General features: G+C 56.2%; 15 protein-coding genes. 4 read left to right on the top strand and 11 right to left on the bottom strand.

Annotation, left to right across the window (positions count from 1 at the left end):
* Positions 1-194 precede the first annotated feature (194 nt).
* The 9 genes from AACR93_RS19020 to AACR93_RS18980 all read right to left on the bottom strand — a co-directional run bounded on the left by AACR93_RS19020 (position 195) and on the right by AACR93_RS18980 (position 8901).
* Positions 195-1484, bottom strand: coding sequence for an aminotransferase class III-fold pyridoxal phosphate-dependent enzyme (locus tag AACR93_RS19020; RefSeq protein WP_043851656.1), 1290 nt, complete (start codon positions 1482-1484; stop codon positions 195-197).
* Positions 1481-2236: a cytidylyltransferase domain-containing protein gene (locus tag AACR93_RS19015; protein WP_043851655.1), complete on the bottom strand. Its 756-nt coding sequence runs from the start codon at positions 2234-2236 to the stop codon at positions 1481-1483. The genes AACR93_RS19020 and AACR93_RS19015 overlap by 4 nt, the downstream gene beginning before the upstream one ends.
* Positions 2233-3078, bottom strand: coding sequence for an aldo/keto reductase (locus AACR93_RS19010; protein WP_043851654.1), 846 nt, complete (start codon positions 3076-3078; stop codon positions 2233-2235). The genes AACR93_RS19015 and AACR93_RS19010 overlap by 4 nt, the downstream gene beginning before the upstream one ends.
* A complete protein-coding gene (gene pseC / locus AACR93_RS19005) occupies positions 3075-4205 on the bottom strand; it encodes a UDP-4-amino-4,6-dideoxy-N-acetyl-beta-L-altrosamine transaminase (RefSeq protein WP_082044157.1) in 1131 nt (376 codons plus the stop codon). The genes AACR93_RS19010 and pseC overlap by 4 nt, the downstream gene beginning before the upstream one ends.
* A complete protein-coding gene (gene pseB, locus AACR93_RS19000; protein WP_043851652.1) occupies positions 4202-5206 on the bottom strand; it encodes a UDP-N-acetylglucosamine 4,6-dehydratase (inverting) in 1005 nt (334 codons plus the stop codon). The genes pseC and pseB overlap by 4 nt, the downstream gene beginning before the upstream one ends.
* 104 nt (positions 5207-5310) lie before the next feature.
* Entirely contained in the window at positions 5311-6156 is an 846-nt protein-coding gene (locus AACR93_RS18995) for a cobalamin-binding protein (RefSeq protein WP_043851651.1), read from the bottom strand.
* Positions 6149-7111 (bottom strand): cobalamin biosynthesis protein CobD/CbiB, encoded by a 963-nt coding sequence (locus tag AACR93_RS18990; protein ID WP_043851650.1) that lies wholly within the window; start codon positions 7109-7111, stop codon positions 6149-6151. Before AACR93_RS18990 ends, AACR93_RS18995 begins: the two co-directional genes overlap by 8 nt.
* The gene (gene mtnN, locus AACR93_RS18985; protein WP_043851649.1) at positions 7108-7800 is read right to left on the bottom strand and encodes a 5'-methylthioadenosine/S-adenosylhomocysteine nucleosidase; all 693 of its coding nucleotides are present in this window, start codon (positions 7798-7800) and stop codon (positions 7108-7110) included. The genes AACR93_RS18990 and mtnN overlap by 4 nt, the downstream gene beginning before the upstream one ends.
* A 168-nt stretch (positions 7801-7968) precedes the next feature.
* Complete coding sequence (locus AACR93_RS18980; protein WP_019446013.1) at positions 7969-8901, bottom strand: ZIP family metal transporter; 933 nt, start codon at positions 8899-8901, stop codon at positions 7969-7971.
* 387 nt (positions 8902-9288) lie between these two features.
* On the opposite strand from AACR93_RS18980, the gene AACR93_RS18975 reads away from it, so the two are divergent.
* Positions 9289-10920 (top strand): methyl-accepting chemotaxis protein, encoded by a 1632-nt coding sequence (locus AACR93_RS18975; RefSeq protein ID WP_033116033.1) that lies wholly within the window; start codon positions 9289-9291, stop codon positions 10918-10920.
* 389 nt (positions 10921-11309) lie between these two features.
* On the opposite strand, the gene suhB is transcribed toward AACR93_RS18975, so the two are convergent.
* A complete protein-coding gene (gene suhB / locus AACR93_RS18970) occupies positions 11310-12113 on the bottom strand; it encodes an inositol-1-monophosphatase (RefSeq protein ID WP_021230872.1) in 804 nt (267 codons plus the stop codon).
* Between the two features lie 199 nt (positions 12114-12312).
* Between suhB and AACR93_RS18965 the strand changes: the two genes are divergently transcribed.
* The 3 genes from AACR93_RS18965 (at position 12313) to emrD (ending at position 15041) form a co-directional block, all read left to right on the top strand.
* Complete coding sequence (locus AACR93_RS18965) at positions 12313-12768, top strand: hypothetical protein (protein WP_042030005.1); 456 nt, start codon at positions 12313-12315, stop codon at positions 12766-12768.
* A 152-nt stretch (positions 12769-12920) separates the two neighbouring features.
* Positions 12921-13583: a glutathione S-transferase family protein gene (locus tag AACR93_RS18960; protein ID WP_043851648.1), complete on the top strand. Its 663-nt coding sequence runs from the start codon at positions 12921-12923 to the stop codon at positions 13581-13583.
* Between the two features lie 261 nt (positions 13584-13844).
* Positions 13845-15041 (top strand): multidrug efflux MFS transporter EmrD, encoded by a 1197-nt coding sequence (gene emrD, locus AACR93_RS18955; RefSeq protein ID WP_043851647.1) that lies wholly within the window; start codon positions 13845-13847, stop codon positions 15039-15041.
* A gap of 84 nt (positions 15042-15125) precedes the next feature.
* On the opposite strand, the gene AACR93_RS18950 is transcribed toward emrD, so the two are convergent.
* Positions 15126-15851, bottom strand: a 726-nt coding sequence (locus AACR93_RS18950; protein ID WP_043851646.1) for a substrate-binding domain-containing protein, incomplete at its 5' end; no start/stop codon positions are given.

Genomic DNA, 15851 nt, shown 5'->3' with positions numbered 1-15851 from the left:
TTCGGAACAGCTATTTAGCAGGCTGAGTTTGCGACGTGCTACTTTCTCGTTGGTGGTCATACGGTGACTCCGGATAACACGGTAGGGGTACCGTTTTGTTATCCGGTTTGAAGCCGTATGACCACTCCCTTTTGTGGGCAACTGTCAGGTGAATACCATCTCCATATATGCGCACTTATGGATATTTTTGTTAGTCAACGTACTTTAAAAATAGGTTGAATAGGCTCACCGTCAAGATTTTTTTCTATTGTCATTTTACTATCATGATCTATCAGCGCAGGTAGTATTTCAGTGTATATTTTCAATATGTTATTGATATCCGAGTAGGTATGAGAGTAGTTGAGGTTATGACTTCCTAGTGTCAGGATACCTCGCTTACATAACTCTTGCATCAGATAGCTTTTCAATAACCAACTTGAGTGATTGTGAGAGTCAGAGATTAACAGAAAACACCATGTAGGGTGTCCTGCAGTTTTTATCCATTCTGGTGCTTTTATATCAGTTAATATGGTGTTCAAGCCGTCAAGGAGAAATTGTCCTCGTTCCGTTAGGCAAGCAGGTATATCGTAATGACGCATTTTTTTGATGACGGCCTTAGCCGCAGCTAAAGCAATAACATCGCCGCCAAAAGTTCCTGAGAAAAAAATGTCTTCCATACGCTTCATATACTTCTTACGCCCGACGACGGCAGATATCGGGAATCCATTAGCCATCCCCTTGCCAAAAGCTGCAAGGTCTGGCGTTACTCCGAATAGAGTTTGTGCCCCTCCAAGATGATTTCGAAAGCCGGTAATGGTCTCATCAAAGATAAGAAGCGTACCATGTTCATCACAGAGCTGACGTAGACCGGGTAGAAAATCCGGGGTTGGCCAGGCTACATTCATCGGTTCCAGAATGACGGCGGCAAACTCGCCCGGGTGAGCTTCCAGCAGACGCTGCAGCGAGGCAAGATCGTTGTAGTCAAATCTGTGCGTCAACTCTCTCACGCACTCGGGGACCCCCAAATGGCGGGTGGTTGACCCTATATACCAGTCTTGCCAGCCGTGGTAGCCACAAACGGCTACCCGCTCGCGGCCTGTGACCGCACGGGAGAGCCTGATACAGGCTGAGGTGGCATCAGTCCCGTTTTTGCCAAAACGAACCATTTCGGCGCAGGGGATGAGTTCAATGAGCTGTTCCGCGACCTCGGTTTCCAGCCGGTGGGGAAGGGAGAATATCGAGCCAAGATTGAGTTGCTCTATTACCGCTTCATTCACATCCGGATCGCAATATCCAAGACTGATGGCCAGTAGGCCGCTGGCGAAATCAAGATACTCGTTGCCATCTACATCCCAAACATGTGCACCTTTGCCGCGCTCGATAAAGAGTGGGGCGGCGCCATAGGGAAAACAGAGGCGGCTTTTGGAGAAGGTCTGGGAGCCAAGAGGAATGCTCTGTTCCGCCCGAACCGAGAGAGCCAGTGAATGTTGATAACGTGAGGTCATATGTGATTCTCCTTGGCTAGTGAATTAGCCAATCCTTCGTTGCGTTGGTGCCGGGTATTCAGTGTTGCCAGCTCCGGCTGCTGCGCCAGCAGGTCGAGGATATCGTCGGTCGTAAAGGTTGGGTTGGTAGGATAGAGAGCCTGATAAATGCGCTCCACCAGCTCAAAATCGGCAGGCTCATCGACAGTCCAGCGCAGGTGGGCCAGCGAAGGCGAGCGCTGCAGTTCGCCGATGGAAAACTGCTCGGGATGACAGCGAACGTAATAGGTGACATGTTCCCGCTCGGTCTGCGTGGTGGCTTTTTCCTGCAAGGTTGCCAGAGTCGCACCAGTCATGATCTCGGCATCCAGCCCATCCGGATAACTGGGATTGCCGCAGTTGCTGCTGTAGTCGAACTTGCCCGAGAGATGGAGGGCTATCAGCTCGTCTATTACCATTGGGTCTGCCAGTGGGCAGTCAGCTGTGAGGCGCACAACATGGGTCGGACTGTAGGGTTGGGCCGCCAGATAGAAACGCAGCAATACATCGTCAAGAGGACCGCAGAAACAGGGGATATGCAACTTTTCGCACAGTTCGGCAATGGCACGATCTTCTGGCTTATTGCTGGTGGCAACCAGCAGCTTGTCCAGCAGCTTGCTCTGTTGCAGCCGTTCAATCTGCCTTGCCAGCATGGGGGCGCCAAGCAGTTCTTTCAGTACCTTGTTGGGAAGGCGGGAAGAACTGGTTCTGGCTTGCAGAATACCTAGGATCATTGTGTTCTCCAGAGTCCGGGGTTGATAAGTTCCTGTTCCATAGACGCCAAATGGGCGATATCGGACTCGTAGCACTCGTGCTGCGCTTGACTGGCCGCAATGATAGCGGCCAGCTCTTGGGCATGACAAACACCGACAACAAAGCGGCTTACCTGTGGTAGGGCCGTCATGATGGAGAGGGCTCTGCCAAGCGGGGCCATCGAGGGATGCCAATGGTCAAACCGTTCAAGTGCGGTAGCGAAACGCTGGAAATAGTCAGGTCTCTGTGCTGGCTGCATCAACAACAGTCCTTGCAAAAAGAGCGAGCGAACATGGATTTCACATCCCATATCTACCAGTTTGTCGAGCCATCCAGTACGTAAAAAGCGTTGATCGAGCAAATTGGCAGGTAATTGCACCAGTTCCAGAGGATAGCCAGCTGCGCTCCAGGCATCGAGCTCCTCTGGGAAGTAGACGGAGAGCCCGAGTTTTCCGATCGAGCCCTGTTGCTGCAAATCGGTGAGCAACTCGAACATGACAGGTGAGGCATCCTGGCTGCGGTGCAGCAGCAAGCCATCGAGCCGCTTTCGCCCCAGCAAATGCAAACTGTTGTTGACTGCGACCTTAACATCGGACAGCGGTAGCCCAGGCGCCAGCTTGTCGATGAGCGTGAAACCGGTGATATCTCTTTGTCCCAGCCTCTGCTCGGCATTGCCATAGGCTTGCGCAGTATCTAGGGTATCGATACCTGCATGACGAGCCAATGCAATTATCTCGTCGAGTTCCTCATCGCAGACTTGTCCGTCGTGATTGCTGATCCCGTAATCCAGACCGAATTGCACCGTGCCTAAGGCTAACTTCATGATAATTGCTTAAGCACGTCAATGACTTCGTCTTGCTCCTGAATTGTCATTGTCGGGAATAGCGGTAAACTCAATGCTGTATCCCCATAAATGATTGCCCCAGGATAATTAGTGGGAATCTGACCCAATGCTTTATAGTAAGGTTGGTTGGGAATTGGCTGATAATGGAGGTTTGCCATTATGCCTTTATCACGCAGACCTTGTAGTAAAGCATTACGTCCTTGTTCAACACGCACAACATAAAGATGAAATGCATGGTAAACATTAGATGTTTGTAATAGAGGTGATATTCCTAAGCCATCTAGTTTTTGGTTGTAATAATCTGCCTTTTGGCGTCTTGTAGAAATATAAGAATCAAGACGTTTGAGTTGGCTAATACCCAAGGTAGCTTGTATGTCTGTCAAACGATAATTATAGCCTAGCTCGTGCTGTTCGTAATGCCAGTCGCCAGGTGAATCCGCATTGAAATCTGCGCTATCACGAGTAATACCGTGTCCCCGGTATAATTGAAGGCGTTTGGCAAATTCTGGATGGCGAGTAGTTATTGCTCCCCCTTCACCTGTAGTAATAGCTTTTACAGGATGAAAGCTAAATACAGTCATATCACTATATCGACACTCACCAATTTTACTATCGAGATAGCTAGCTCCCAGTGCATGGCAGGCATCCTCAATTAGAGTAATATCATACTGCTTGCAGATAGAATGAATTTCAAAAAGTTCACAAGGTTGACCTGCCAAATGAACAATTATCAATACGTTCGGACGCCGTTTAGTCCAAGCAAGTTTATCTCTCAATGCTTGAATTGAAATATTGCCTGTTTCTGGGTCAATATCTACAAAATCAACCTCAGCACCACAATAACGAGCACAGTTAGCTGATGCAACAAAGCTGATAGCAGAGACCCAGACCAGAGAAGTATGGTTAACATCTGCAGCCAAGCATGCCAAGTGGAGTGCTGCAGTTCCATTGCTACACACAACTGCATATGGTACTGCGCAATAATGAGCAAGCGCATGCTCAAACGCAGGTACTTGGGGCCCTTGAGTCAAAAAATCGGACTGTAGCGTATCCAATACTGCTTCAACGTCATCCGATGTGATTTGTTGTCTCCCGTACGGGATCATAGTGTCAGTACCTCAGCGTTTACCTGACTTATATCCTCTATCGACAAAAAATGAGGATTATTTAGAGAATTGTATTCAAAATCTGAAGCGACCAGTTTGGCTGTTTCACCCATAGCATTAATGCTGAAATCATTGTTACGGCTATTGAAGCTGATGCTGGGAGCTATCACGTAGTAGTCGTTGAACTCATAGGTGTGGAAGGCGTCGTCTGCCGGGCACATTACCTCGTGGAGCTTCTCCCCGGGACGAATACCAATAATCTCCTGCTTGAGCGACGGGGCCATAGCAGTAGCAAGATCGGTGATCCTGACCGACGGTATTTTAGGTACGAACAACTCTCCGCCGCGCATGCGCTTGAAATTGTTCAGTACAAAATCAACCCCTTGCTGCAGAGTCAGCCAAAAACGCGTCATCTCTGGATGAGTGATAGGAAGCGTATTGGCGCCGCTCTTGATCAGATTGTCGAAGAAGGGGACGACCGAGCCCCGTGAGCCGACGACGTTGCCATAACGCACGACCGAGAAGATGGTTGGATTCTTGCCAGCCATATTGTTGGCGGCGACAAAGAGCTTGTCAGAACAGAGCTTGGTGGCACCGTAAAGGTTGATTGGGTTGGCGGCTTTGTCTGTTGATAATGCGATAACCTTCTGGACACCATTGTTGAGTGCAGCCTTGATGACGTTCTCGGCCCCCCCAACGTTGGTCTTGATGCACTCCATCGGGTTGTATTCCGCGGCCGGTACTTGTTTGAGCGCCGCTGCGTGCACCACGAAATCGACATCGCACATCGCAGTGTCGAGGCGTTCGCCATCGCGCACATCGCCGATAAAGTAGCGCATGCAGGGGTTATTGAAACACTGTTGCATTTCAAACTGCTTGAGTTCATCACGGGAGTAGACGATCAGTCGTGCAGGCTGGTAGCGGGATAGCACGGTTGCAATAAATTTTTTGCCAAATGACCCCGTGCCACCGGTAACCAGAATTGTTTTTCCATTAAACATGATGTCATTCCATGATCAAATTAGTATCTATGTAATTCTAAAGCACTTTTTATGCCATGTGCAGCTTAATGCAAGCGATGGCAACTCAAATGGCAGTTTTTTGGCTATTTATCACCACGTTTTGAGCTAGCTTTAGCGAGAGTGTGGCATATATCCTCCACCGCATTGAGGGCTCTTGGGGTGAATCGGTGCAGCCCATCGGAGTTAACCAGCATCAGTCGGTGATGTTTCACCGCATCAAGGTTTGGCCACTGCTGCCAGTGACGCAGGGCGTCAGGATCTTGACTCCCGGCCAGGATCAGCTCGGGGTTGGCCCTGATGACCTGTTCAATATTCACCTGTGGGTAGGGCGTTCTGGCATTGCTCATGACGTTGACTCCGCCGCAGAGTTCGATGGCCTGCGCAGGCCAGGCGTTACCGCTCACGCTGGTGAGCGGCGGGTACCAGAGTTGGTAGAACACCTTGACGCCGGTTGGTTGGCCATAGCGCTGTTGCAGGGAATGCAGGCGTGCCAGATAGCGATCTGCGGCTTCGTTGGCACTCTTTTCCACCCCCAGCAATTTGCCCAGCGCCCGCATCTCTGCGGCCAGCGAGGCAAAATCGGTAGGCTCAGAGTAGAAAACCGGGACACCCAGCTGCTCCAACGGGGCCAGCATCCGTGATTGAGCCGAGTGCCAACCGAGAATGAGATCCGGCTTTTGCGCCAGCACTGCCTCGACGTTGATGCTGCGATAATTCGCCACCTTGTGCTTGGTTTTGACCTCGGGGGGATAGTCTGAGGCATCGTCGATGGCCACCAGTTTGTCGCCGGCGCCAATCTCGTAGAGCAATTCGGTCAGGTGAGGAACAACGCTCACCACCCGGGTCGGCGTGGCGGCCTGCAGGACACCGGGCAACCAGGCAAGCAGCACGCAGGGCAGCCAGATTGGCAAGCGCAACAAACTACCCATGAAATAACCCCGCTACCGTGACAACCAGCGCCACTATCAACCAGCCCCAGCCGCACCCTTGCAGAATGTTGAGCACCTTGCGCGGTGTCTCGCTATCTGGCTCAGCACCCGTACCGATGACGGGCCAGCGCTGGAGAGCCCCCTGATAGTAGCGAGGGCCACCAAGGCGGATCCGGCACTTGTCTACCAGCAGAGTGAGCAGCATCCCCATGGCGGGATAGGGCCAGAGCGCGCCACTTCGAAGCAACTGCGCAGCCTGCTTGAGACGGCTTGCCAGCAGTGGTGGCCCCAGCAGCAAAATGACGGAGGCATTGAGCCCCTGATAGAGGGCGCTGGCGGCGCGACCAAAGTGGTCGAAGGCGGGATCTTTGCGACTCCAGCTTTGATTCATCAGCTGCACCAGCCGCCAGAGCAGGGCGCCCTGTACGCCAGCCAGAGCAAATCCCAGCAGCGGGCCAGCCCATTGGCCGACCAGACGCAGGGCGCAGCTCTCCGTCACCGCTTTGGCGAGCCCCATGGCCGAGAGTTTGCCGGTCTCCCGTTTGAGCCAGGGGGCAGACTGCAATCTCGCCAGCGGTAGGGTCTCCTGCGTGGCGAGCGAGCGGGTGGCATGGGCGAGTTCGCGCAGCGGACGGGATTCGAGCATCAGCAGTAGGAACAGCAGGTCGAAGACTGGCTCGCTAAGGGCCAGATTGCGCAGCGACCAGAGCCCGGCGGCGCAGGGGAGCCAGACTACCAGCATTGCCAGCAGGCCGGCCTGCATTTGCTGGCCGGGTGAACCATCGGGTCTGTGTACCTTGTGCCCCAGCCTGGTCAGCAGGGGCGTGACGGCCGAAAGACGCAGATGGGATGGCCACGGGATCACCGCCTCCAGCAGGGCAGCCCCCACCAGAATGGCCGCCGTCGTCGAGAGGAGGGCGTCGGCCATCAAGTCAAGCGAGCCGGTCTCGATCACAGTTTGCCGAGCATCTTGATAATCACTTCGGCGGAGTGCTTGCCGGCCACTTCGATGAAGGCATCGAAGGATTCAACCTGTTCCTTGCCGGCGATATCGGACATGGCGCGCACCACCAGATAGGGCACTTTGAACATGTGGCACACCTGACCGATGGCGGCACCTTCCATCTCGACCGCCAGCATCTGCGGGAAGTCGGCGCGAGCCTTGGCGATTGCGTCCGGTTTGCACATGAACTGATCGCCGGTACAGATAAGACCGATCTTGGTCTGGTGCTTGCCCTGCTCGGCGATGCAATCCTGAGCGACCGCGATGAGCTTCTCGTCGCAGGGGAAGGCGGCGGGTTGCTGTGCCATCTGGCCCATCTCGTAACCAAAGGCGGTCACGTCGACATCGTGGAAACGCATCTCGCTGGCGATCACCACATCACCGATATGAAGGTCCTGGGCAAAGCCGCCCGCAGAGCCGGTATTGATGACGCAGTCGGGGGCAAACTTTTCCAGCAGCAGGCTGGTGGCCACGCTGGCGGCGACCTTACCGATGCCGGAGCGGGTCAGGATCACCTCTTTGCCTGCCAGCTCCCCTTGATAGAACTCGCAGCCGCCCAGTTGCAGGGTGGTGGGGTTGCTCATCTGGCTGCGCAGCAGGGCCACTTCTTGCTCCATGGCGCCGATAATACCTACTTTCATTGCTGACCTCGTCTTGATAGCCGTGTGGCTGAATTTAAGTTGCTGTAGATCATAACAAAAGATGGCGTCGGCGCCGAGAGGCACAAGCGAAAGGAGAGATGAAGCGCGGCGCTCCATATGGGAGCGCCGCAGGTGACAAAAAGCATTGATGAGGAGGGGAGAGGGCCTTTAGCCGAGCGCGGTATCGAGCGTCATCATCAGGGCAAAGCCTGCCATCAGACCGAGGGTGGCATAGGTCTGGTGACCGTTGCGGTGGGTCTCCGGGATCACCTCGTGCGAGACCACAAACAGCATGGCGCCGGCGGCGAGCCCAAGTCCGATGGGGTAGGCGATGGCAAGGCCGCTGGAGAGCCCGACCCCGAGCAGGGCGCCAACCGGTTCGAGCAGGCCGCTGGCGATGGCAACCAGCACGGCGACAGAGGGGCGAAAACCGGCGGCGCACATGGCCAGCGCTACCGCCAGCCCTTCGGGAATATCCTGCAGTGCGATGGCCGTGGTGAGCGGCAGCCCCACCGACATATCACCCTGGGAGAAGCTGACCCCGATGGCCATCCCCTCCGGCAGGTTGTGCAGGGCGATGGCAAAGACGAACAGCCAGACCCGGGAGCAGCTCTCATGGCCGGGGCCGCAGGGGCCGGTTTTATCATGCTCGTGCGGGGTGAACTGATCCAGCCCCAGCATCAACAGCACCCCGAGGGTCATGCCGACCACCACCACGGCGGCGGCACTAAAGCCGTTGCCGGTGATCCCCTCGGCGGCCTCCAGCCCCGGCAGCAGCAGGGAGAAGGCACTGGCTGCCAGCATCATACCGGCGGCAAAGCCCAGCATGGTGTCCTCAACCTTTTGCGGCACCGAGCGCAGAAACAGAGCGGGCAGGGCGCCGATGGCGGTGGCGGCAAACCCGGCGGCACCACCGATCAGGCCGTAGCGCACGCCGCTGGTCACCTCGCCGGTAGCGAGCATGATGAGACTCTGCAACAGCAGCAACAAGACGGCAGCCAGCGCGATAAAGAGACCGAGGGCGGTAAGTGGCCGCGCCTGCAGTTGTTCACGCAGCTGGGCAGACCAGGTTGAAGCGGGCAGATACGAGCTGTTATCCATAAACAGGGCCTCTTGTTACAGCAAATTGTTACAACGAAGGGGGATGGCGCTCCGCCATCGGGTCATGTTGGTCATTACAACGAGTTGATGGCCCCTTGTCCATGCCACTGCCTCGATTGCATTTATCGGTTAACTATTTGAAATGATTTGGTCGCTATAAATATTTTGTGATGAATGTCGGGTTGTGAAGGAAATCAGCTTGCATTCATTTGGTGAAATCTGGTGAAGGATTAGGCGATATTGTGATAGAGTGCGCGCCTCGCGAAATCGTCCTTCCCCCGCTTTCGCAACCTTCCATCTCCCGTCAGGAATGGCCGGGATCAGCTCATACGGATGTGATCGCTACTGTTTACCTGCTTGTCAGCAGTTGAGGATCAACAGCCAATCATGTTTTACAAGAATCTCTCCATCGGCAAAAAGATTGCCGTGGTTTTTGCGGTCATTGCCGCAGTCAACGTTGTCTTCGGTGTTTTTCTCTCCAGTGAATTGCGCGGCGTGCGCGATCGGGTGCTGAATTTTACCGACTCCACTTTGCCGAGCGTGCTTTCGGTCGAAACCCTGCTCTACGACGTCTCTTATGTACGTCGGGCCCAGTTTGCCCTGCTGATGGTGGATGATGCTGCCGACCTGCAGGCCCGTCGTGGCCGCATTCAGGAGAATATTCGCAAGGTTGACGAGGCATTTCGTGCCTACGAGGCGACTGTGGGTGCCGACAACGAGCGCCAGGTGTTTAACCAAGCCAAACAACAGTGGCTCACTTATCAACGTTCGGTAAACGAGTTTGATATGCTGCTGGTGCAGGGCCAGCATGATCAGGCCAAAACCCAGCTGTTTGCCTCCAACCCGCTCTTCGGGGCGCTGGAGCAGGCGGTCAACTCGCTGATCCAGGTGAACCTCGGTTTCGTCAAAGAGAACCGTGGTAGCCTGCTTGGTAGCGTCAGCATGGTGACCACCTTCGCCATGGTGAGCATCGGTGCCCTGCTGGTGTTCATGGTGGTGATGACCTGGTTCCTGACCCGCCAGATCTGCCTGCCGCTGCAAGCCGTGGTGGCTCAGGCCAATGCCATTGCTGCCGGCGATCTGACCCATCAGCTGGAGCGTCAGCATATCGGCCGCGACGAGCTGGGCATGCTTGCTAAAGCCTCTCTCAAGATGCAGGACAATCTGCGCGGTCTGATTGAAGAGGTGGTGGCTGCGGTCACCCAGCTTGGCACTGCCATCGAGGAGGTGAGCGCCGTCTCCGAGCAGTCCGCCAAGGGCATTCAGAGCCAGCAGCAGGAGATTTCGCTGGTGGCGACCGCCATGACCCAGATGAAGGCCACCGTGGCCGATGTGGCTGGCAATACCGAAACCGCCTCCAGCTCCGCCAGCTCAGCCAATGCGCTGGCCCGCAGTGGCAATCAGGATGTGCAGCGTTCGCTGGTGGCTATCACCCGGGTTGCCGAGGAGATCGAGCAGGCCGGTACGCTGGTGACCGAGCTGGAACGTGAATCCGCCCAGATCAATGTGGTGGTGGATGTGATCCGCGGCATCGCCGAGCAGACCAATCTGCTGGCCCTCAATGCGGCCATCGAAGCAGCCCGCGCCGGCGAGCAAGGCCGTGGCTTTGCCGTGGTGGCCGACGAGGTGCGCACCCTGGCGGGTCGTACCCAGGCCTCGACCGGTGAGATTGTGGCCATCATCGAAACCCTGCAGGCGCGCGCCAATCAGGCCAAAGAAGTGACTGGCCAGAGCTGTGAGATGATCCGCCAGTGTGTGGATCAGAGCGAGCAGACCAGCAACGGCATCCAGCAGATTGAAGAGGCGGTCGCCCAGATTGCCGACATGGCGATCCAGATTGCCAGCGCCTGCGGTGAGCAGGATGCGGTCTCCGATGAGCTGGGCCGCAACGTCGAGCGGATCAACGAGTCCGCCAATGAGGTGGCTCTGGGCGCCGATCATACTGCCCGTGCCTGTCTGGAGCTGAGCCAGCTGGCGGTGGGTCTGAAGCAGACCATCGGTCGCTTCCGCCTCGCCTGATAAAGGGGCTGGCGTACGCCGGCCTCTTCATTCATAAAAGTCGGGGCGCTTTGTATGCCCTCACGACACCCGGCCATGTGCCGGGTGTTTTTTTATCTGGCGATGGGTACGAGGCCTGATGGTTGGTGTTCTTCGCAAGAGGATGAAGATCAGGGCAAACAGGAGGCCAGGTGTTTATCCCGGCCTGAGTACGGTGATATTCAAGAAGGTTGGTTAAGGCGTATTTGCTAACGAGAGAAGGGCTACGAACTTTTTCGGGGATGGGAGTGGGGTGAGCTGCGGGGGAGGAGAGCATAAACTGTGTGCTGCGGTGACCCTGTCAGGGGATATCGCAGCAATAAAAAAACCGGCTTGCGCCGGTTTTTTTATCTGTCTGCTCGAAGGCTGGCTTATTTGGCCAGAGACTCCGGCAGCTCTTCGCGGATCTTGCCCAGCATCTCTTTCAGGACGCGCGGGTTGGCAACCACGATGTTGCCGGAGTTTTCGTAGTTGTGACCACCAACGAAGTCGGTGACGATGGCGCCGGCTTCTTTTGCCAGCAGCTCACCGGCAGCGGTGTCCCAAGGTTTCAGGCCGATTTCCCAGAAACCGTCGACACGACCGGCTGCCACGTAGGCCAGATCCAGTGCGGCAGAGCCGGAGCGACGGATGTCGGCACATTCGATGAACATGCTCTGGAACATCTTCAGGTAAGGCTCGATGTGATGCTTCTGCTTGAACGGGAAGCCGGTCGCCAGCACGGTGCCAGCCAGCTCTTTGGCCTTGCCGACACGAATGCGGTAGCCGTTCAGCTGGGCGCCGCTACCACGGGTAGCAGTAAACAGCTCGTCACGGATCGGATCGTAAACAACGGCTTGTTCAGTCTTGCCCTTGACGCGCAGGGCGATGGAGACGGCAAAGTGCGGAATGCCTTTGACCAGGTTGGTCGTGCCATCCAGTGGGTCAATGATCCATTGGTAGTCCGGATTGGTACCGGCAATCTCACCAGACTCTTCAGCGACGATGCTGTGTTCCGGGTAAGATTTTTTGATGGTGTGAATGATGGCCGCTTCAGCTTCACGGTCAACGTTGGTCACGAAGTCATTGCTGCCTTTTTGGATAGCCTCAATGTTCTCGGGCTGGGAGAAGGCTTTTACTACAACTTGACCGGCGTTGCGCGCAGCGCGCACGGCGATATTCAGCATCGGATGCATAGGTTCACCACTGGATGTTAAAGAACGGGGGATAAAAGGACGCGGTATGATACCAGTATTTTGTGCGATGGCAACTGTTATCCCCCTACGACCAATTGATTACGACTGCCAGATCTGACGGCTCCAATATAGCCCTGATCTGCGCTAGTCTTATGGCAGCAGCCGGATACTGGCTGCCATGAGCATAGGGATATGAGCCATGAATTTGTCATTAGTGAGTCAAAACGTGTCAGGCGCCAGTGAAGGTCTGCTGGCCATTTTGCGGTCATCACCCGAGTATGGTGACCATTTTGCCCACATCAGCGTGACGCCACTGACCGAGTGGCAACCGGCCAAGGCCGAAGCGGCGATCCTGCTGATCGATGGCGATACCCCCTGGCAGGATGCCGGGTTTATCCGTGGCGAAGACGATGCCATCGGATTGCCGGTACTGCCGCTGTTGATCCGAAAGGGGGACAAGGATCTCACCATCTGCGGTCCCGATGTGCGCGACCCCCGTTTCTACTTTGTCTCCAACGGCATCGTGCTGGAGGAGTCAGAGCTGGCAGACCCCTCGTGTAGCCGGGTGCTGCTGCGCAAGCTGGAATCCTACTTCCCGCTGCTCTCTCGTCTTATCCTGCTGCGTCAGCGCAAGTCGGCCGTCGTCTTGAACTGATTCCCTCAGCAAGCTATGCAAGCGGCGCGCTATCTGTCATAGCAGACAGATAGCGCGCCGCACTCTTTATGGTAAAACCATGTTTGGTGAAAGAGGGGGCATCAGGATGTTCCGTTTTTCGTGTGATCAAATCAGCAAGGAAGGAGTGAAGGATGATCGACTTTTATACCGCCGCAACCCCCAATGGCTTCAAGGTGGCCATTGCACTGGAAGAGCTGGGATTACCTTATCGGGTCATTCCTCTCGATCTCTCGGCACTGGATCAGAAGAAGCCCGAGTTTCTGGCCATCAACCCCAACGGCCGCATTCCGGCCATCGTCGATCGGGATAACGGCGATTTTGCCGTATTCGAGTCGGGGGCCATCCTTATCTATCTGGCGGAGAAGGCGGGCAAATTGTTGCCGGCGGATCCGAAACGCCGCTCTCAGGCCATTCAGTGGTTGATGTTCCAGATGGGCGGGGTAGGCCCCATGATGGGGCAGGCCAACGTCTTCTATCGCTACTTCCCCGAGAAGATCCCCGCCGCCATCGAACGCTACCAGAAGGAGGGGCGCCGCCTGTTCGAGGTGCTCGACAGCCATCTGGCCCATCACGAATATCTGGCGGACGAGTACAGCATCGCCGATATCGCCACCTGGCCCTGGGTGCGGATTTATGACTGGAGTGGCATCTCCATCGAAGGGTTACCCCATCTGCAAGCCTGGATGGATAGGATGGCCGAGAAGCCTGCCTGCCAGAAGGGGATCACCATACCGCCGCGCAAAGAGCAGCCGGATGAGCTGATCAAGCAGGCACAACAGATGGTAACACGTTGATTTTGAACTGCAGACGGGGCGTATTGCCCCGTAATATTAGAAAAACTAAGGCAAGCCGATTATAAAGATTCGTTCGTTTTCTGTGAGCTGAATCACTATGATGCCCCCATACCACCAAGCGTCCTGTGCGGTGGTCTGGCGGGCTCCCCGCCTACTGTTTCCAACACTGTTTTTGATTGCATCACAGCCTCTGTGATCAGATTCCTCTGGGCCATTTTGTGCCAGAGGGCGGCAGCATTTTTTCGATTTTTTGGGACTGATATGGATCGGCACAGTTTTTATCCGTTGTTTTTACTGACCATTCTGATGGTCGCTGTGGGCCAGATGACCCAGACCCTCTATGTCCCCTCCATTCCCATGATGGCGGGGGACTTCAATGTGGCCTCGGGCCAGTTGCAGGCGGTGATGGCTTGCTACCTGATCCCCTATGGCCTCTCCCAGTTTGTCTACGGACCGCTGTCGGATCGCATCGGTCGTCGTCCGGTGCTGATCGTCGGCATGATGGTGTTTCTGGTAGGCACCCTGATCATTCAGGTCATCCCCCATTTTGCCGCCCTGCTGGTGGGCAGCTTTATTCAGGGGCTGGGTACCGGTGCCGGTGGCGCCATGAGCCGTACCGTGATGCGCGATCGCTACAACGGCGCCGAACTCAACCGTGCCAACAGTCTGGTCAGCATGGGGGTGATCTTCTCCCCGCTGCTGGCACCGGTGCTCGGTGGCTGGCTGACCGAGCTGTTCAACTGGCGTGCCGGTTACTGGTTCCTGTTCGGTTTTGGTGCCGTAGCCACTCTGGCGATCATAGCCTGGTTTGGTGAGACGCTGCCTGCTGCTGCCCGTCAGCCACTGCGCGTCGGTGCTGCCTATCGCCATGTGCTGGGCAACCCCAAGTTTCAGGGTAACCTGCTCTGCCTGATGGCGACCTTTGCGGGACTCGCGGTATTTGAAGCGGCGGCTGGTGTGCTGCTCGGCGATGTGCTGAAACTGAGCGCCCGTACCGTGAGCGTGTTGTTCGTGCTGCCGCTGCCCGGCTATCTGTTCGGTGCCTGGCTCTCTGCCAAGCTGAGCTTCCGCTTGACTCAGGGCAAACTGATGCGCCTTGGCATCGCCTTTCTGGCGCTCGGCTCCCTCATCATTCTGGTACCGGGGCTGTTCGGGGTGGTGAGTGCCGCCTCGCTGGTCGGTGGTGCGGCTGTCTACTTCATCGGTAGCGGTATTCTCTACCCGACCGCCACTTCCTGTGCCATCGAGCCCTTCCCGGGTCAGGCCGGTACCGCGGGTGCCATTCTCGGCGGGATGCAGAATCTGGGTGCCGGTGTGGTGACCCTGCTGGCGGCCGGTTTCCCGATGACCGGTCAGGTGACTCTGGGGGCCATCATGACCCTGATGGTGCTGATCGTGGCGCTGAGTTTTGTCTGGCTGCGCCACCACGGCTCGCCGCACGAGCAGATGGCGATTTGATGCCTGCGCTTGCTCTCTGAAAGCCCGCCTTCTGGCGGGCTTTTTCTTTGCCAGAACCGGATGAGGTTTACCGCTCGGCCTGCTTCAAGGCGCGTTTGTCGGTTCACCCTCGGCCACCAGCTCAAGAAAGGCACGCATGGCGGGAGTGATGCTCTGCTGGCGGGTCAGAAAGGCGGTATGGCCGATATTCTCCAGCGGAGCGAGTGGCAGGCAAACGAGATCCGAGAGCTTGCTGGCAGAGCGGGCGAGGCCGGCGCTGACGATGGCCCAGCCCAGCCGGTGGCGTACGGCGCTGACCAGATGGAACAGCGAGTCGGTCTCCAGTACCACGTTGAGCGAGGTTCCCCCCTGCTCGGCGGCGCGATCCAGATACTGACGAAATTGCATGGTGCGGCTGGGCAGTACCAACGGTTGTTGCTGCAGTTCAGCAAGCGCAATGTCGCTGCTGTGCGTGTATTGATCCGCTTCGTCACGGTTCATCAGCACCGCCATCTGGTTGGCGCCTTGCGGGTAGACATGAAAGGCGCGCCGCCCAGCGCCGCCGGCGGGTTCATCAAATCCCAGTCCGATATCGCACTGATGCAGCTCCAACTGTGAGAGCAGGGCTTCGTTGCTGAGCACCGACAGGCGAATGACGATGTCGGGATAGCGCTGCTTGCAGCGGGCGATAAACGGCATGATGTCGAGATTGGACTGGGGCACGATGCCGATACGCAGGGTACCGGAGAGTTCGCCCTGGAACAGGGCCAGCTCCTGCTTGAGCGCCTCCTGTTCCAGCAACATCCGCTCGGCATACTGGCGCACCAGCTC

Source organism: Aeromonas sp. L_1B5_3 (genome assembly GCF_963866575.1).
GTDB classification, from domain to species: Bacteria; Pseudomonadota; Gammaproteobacteria; order Enterobacterales; family Aeromonadaceae; genus Aeromonas; species Aeromonas jandaei.
This window is presented reverse-complemented; position numbering and strand designations above follow the sequence as displayed.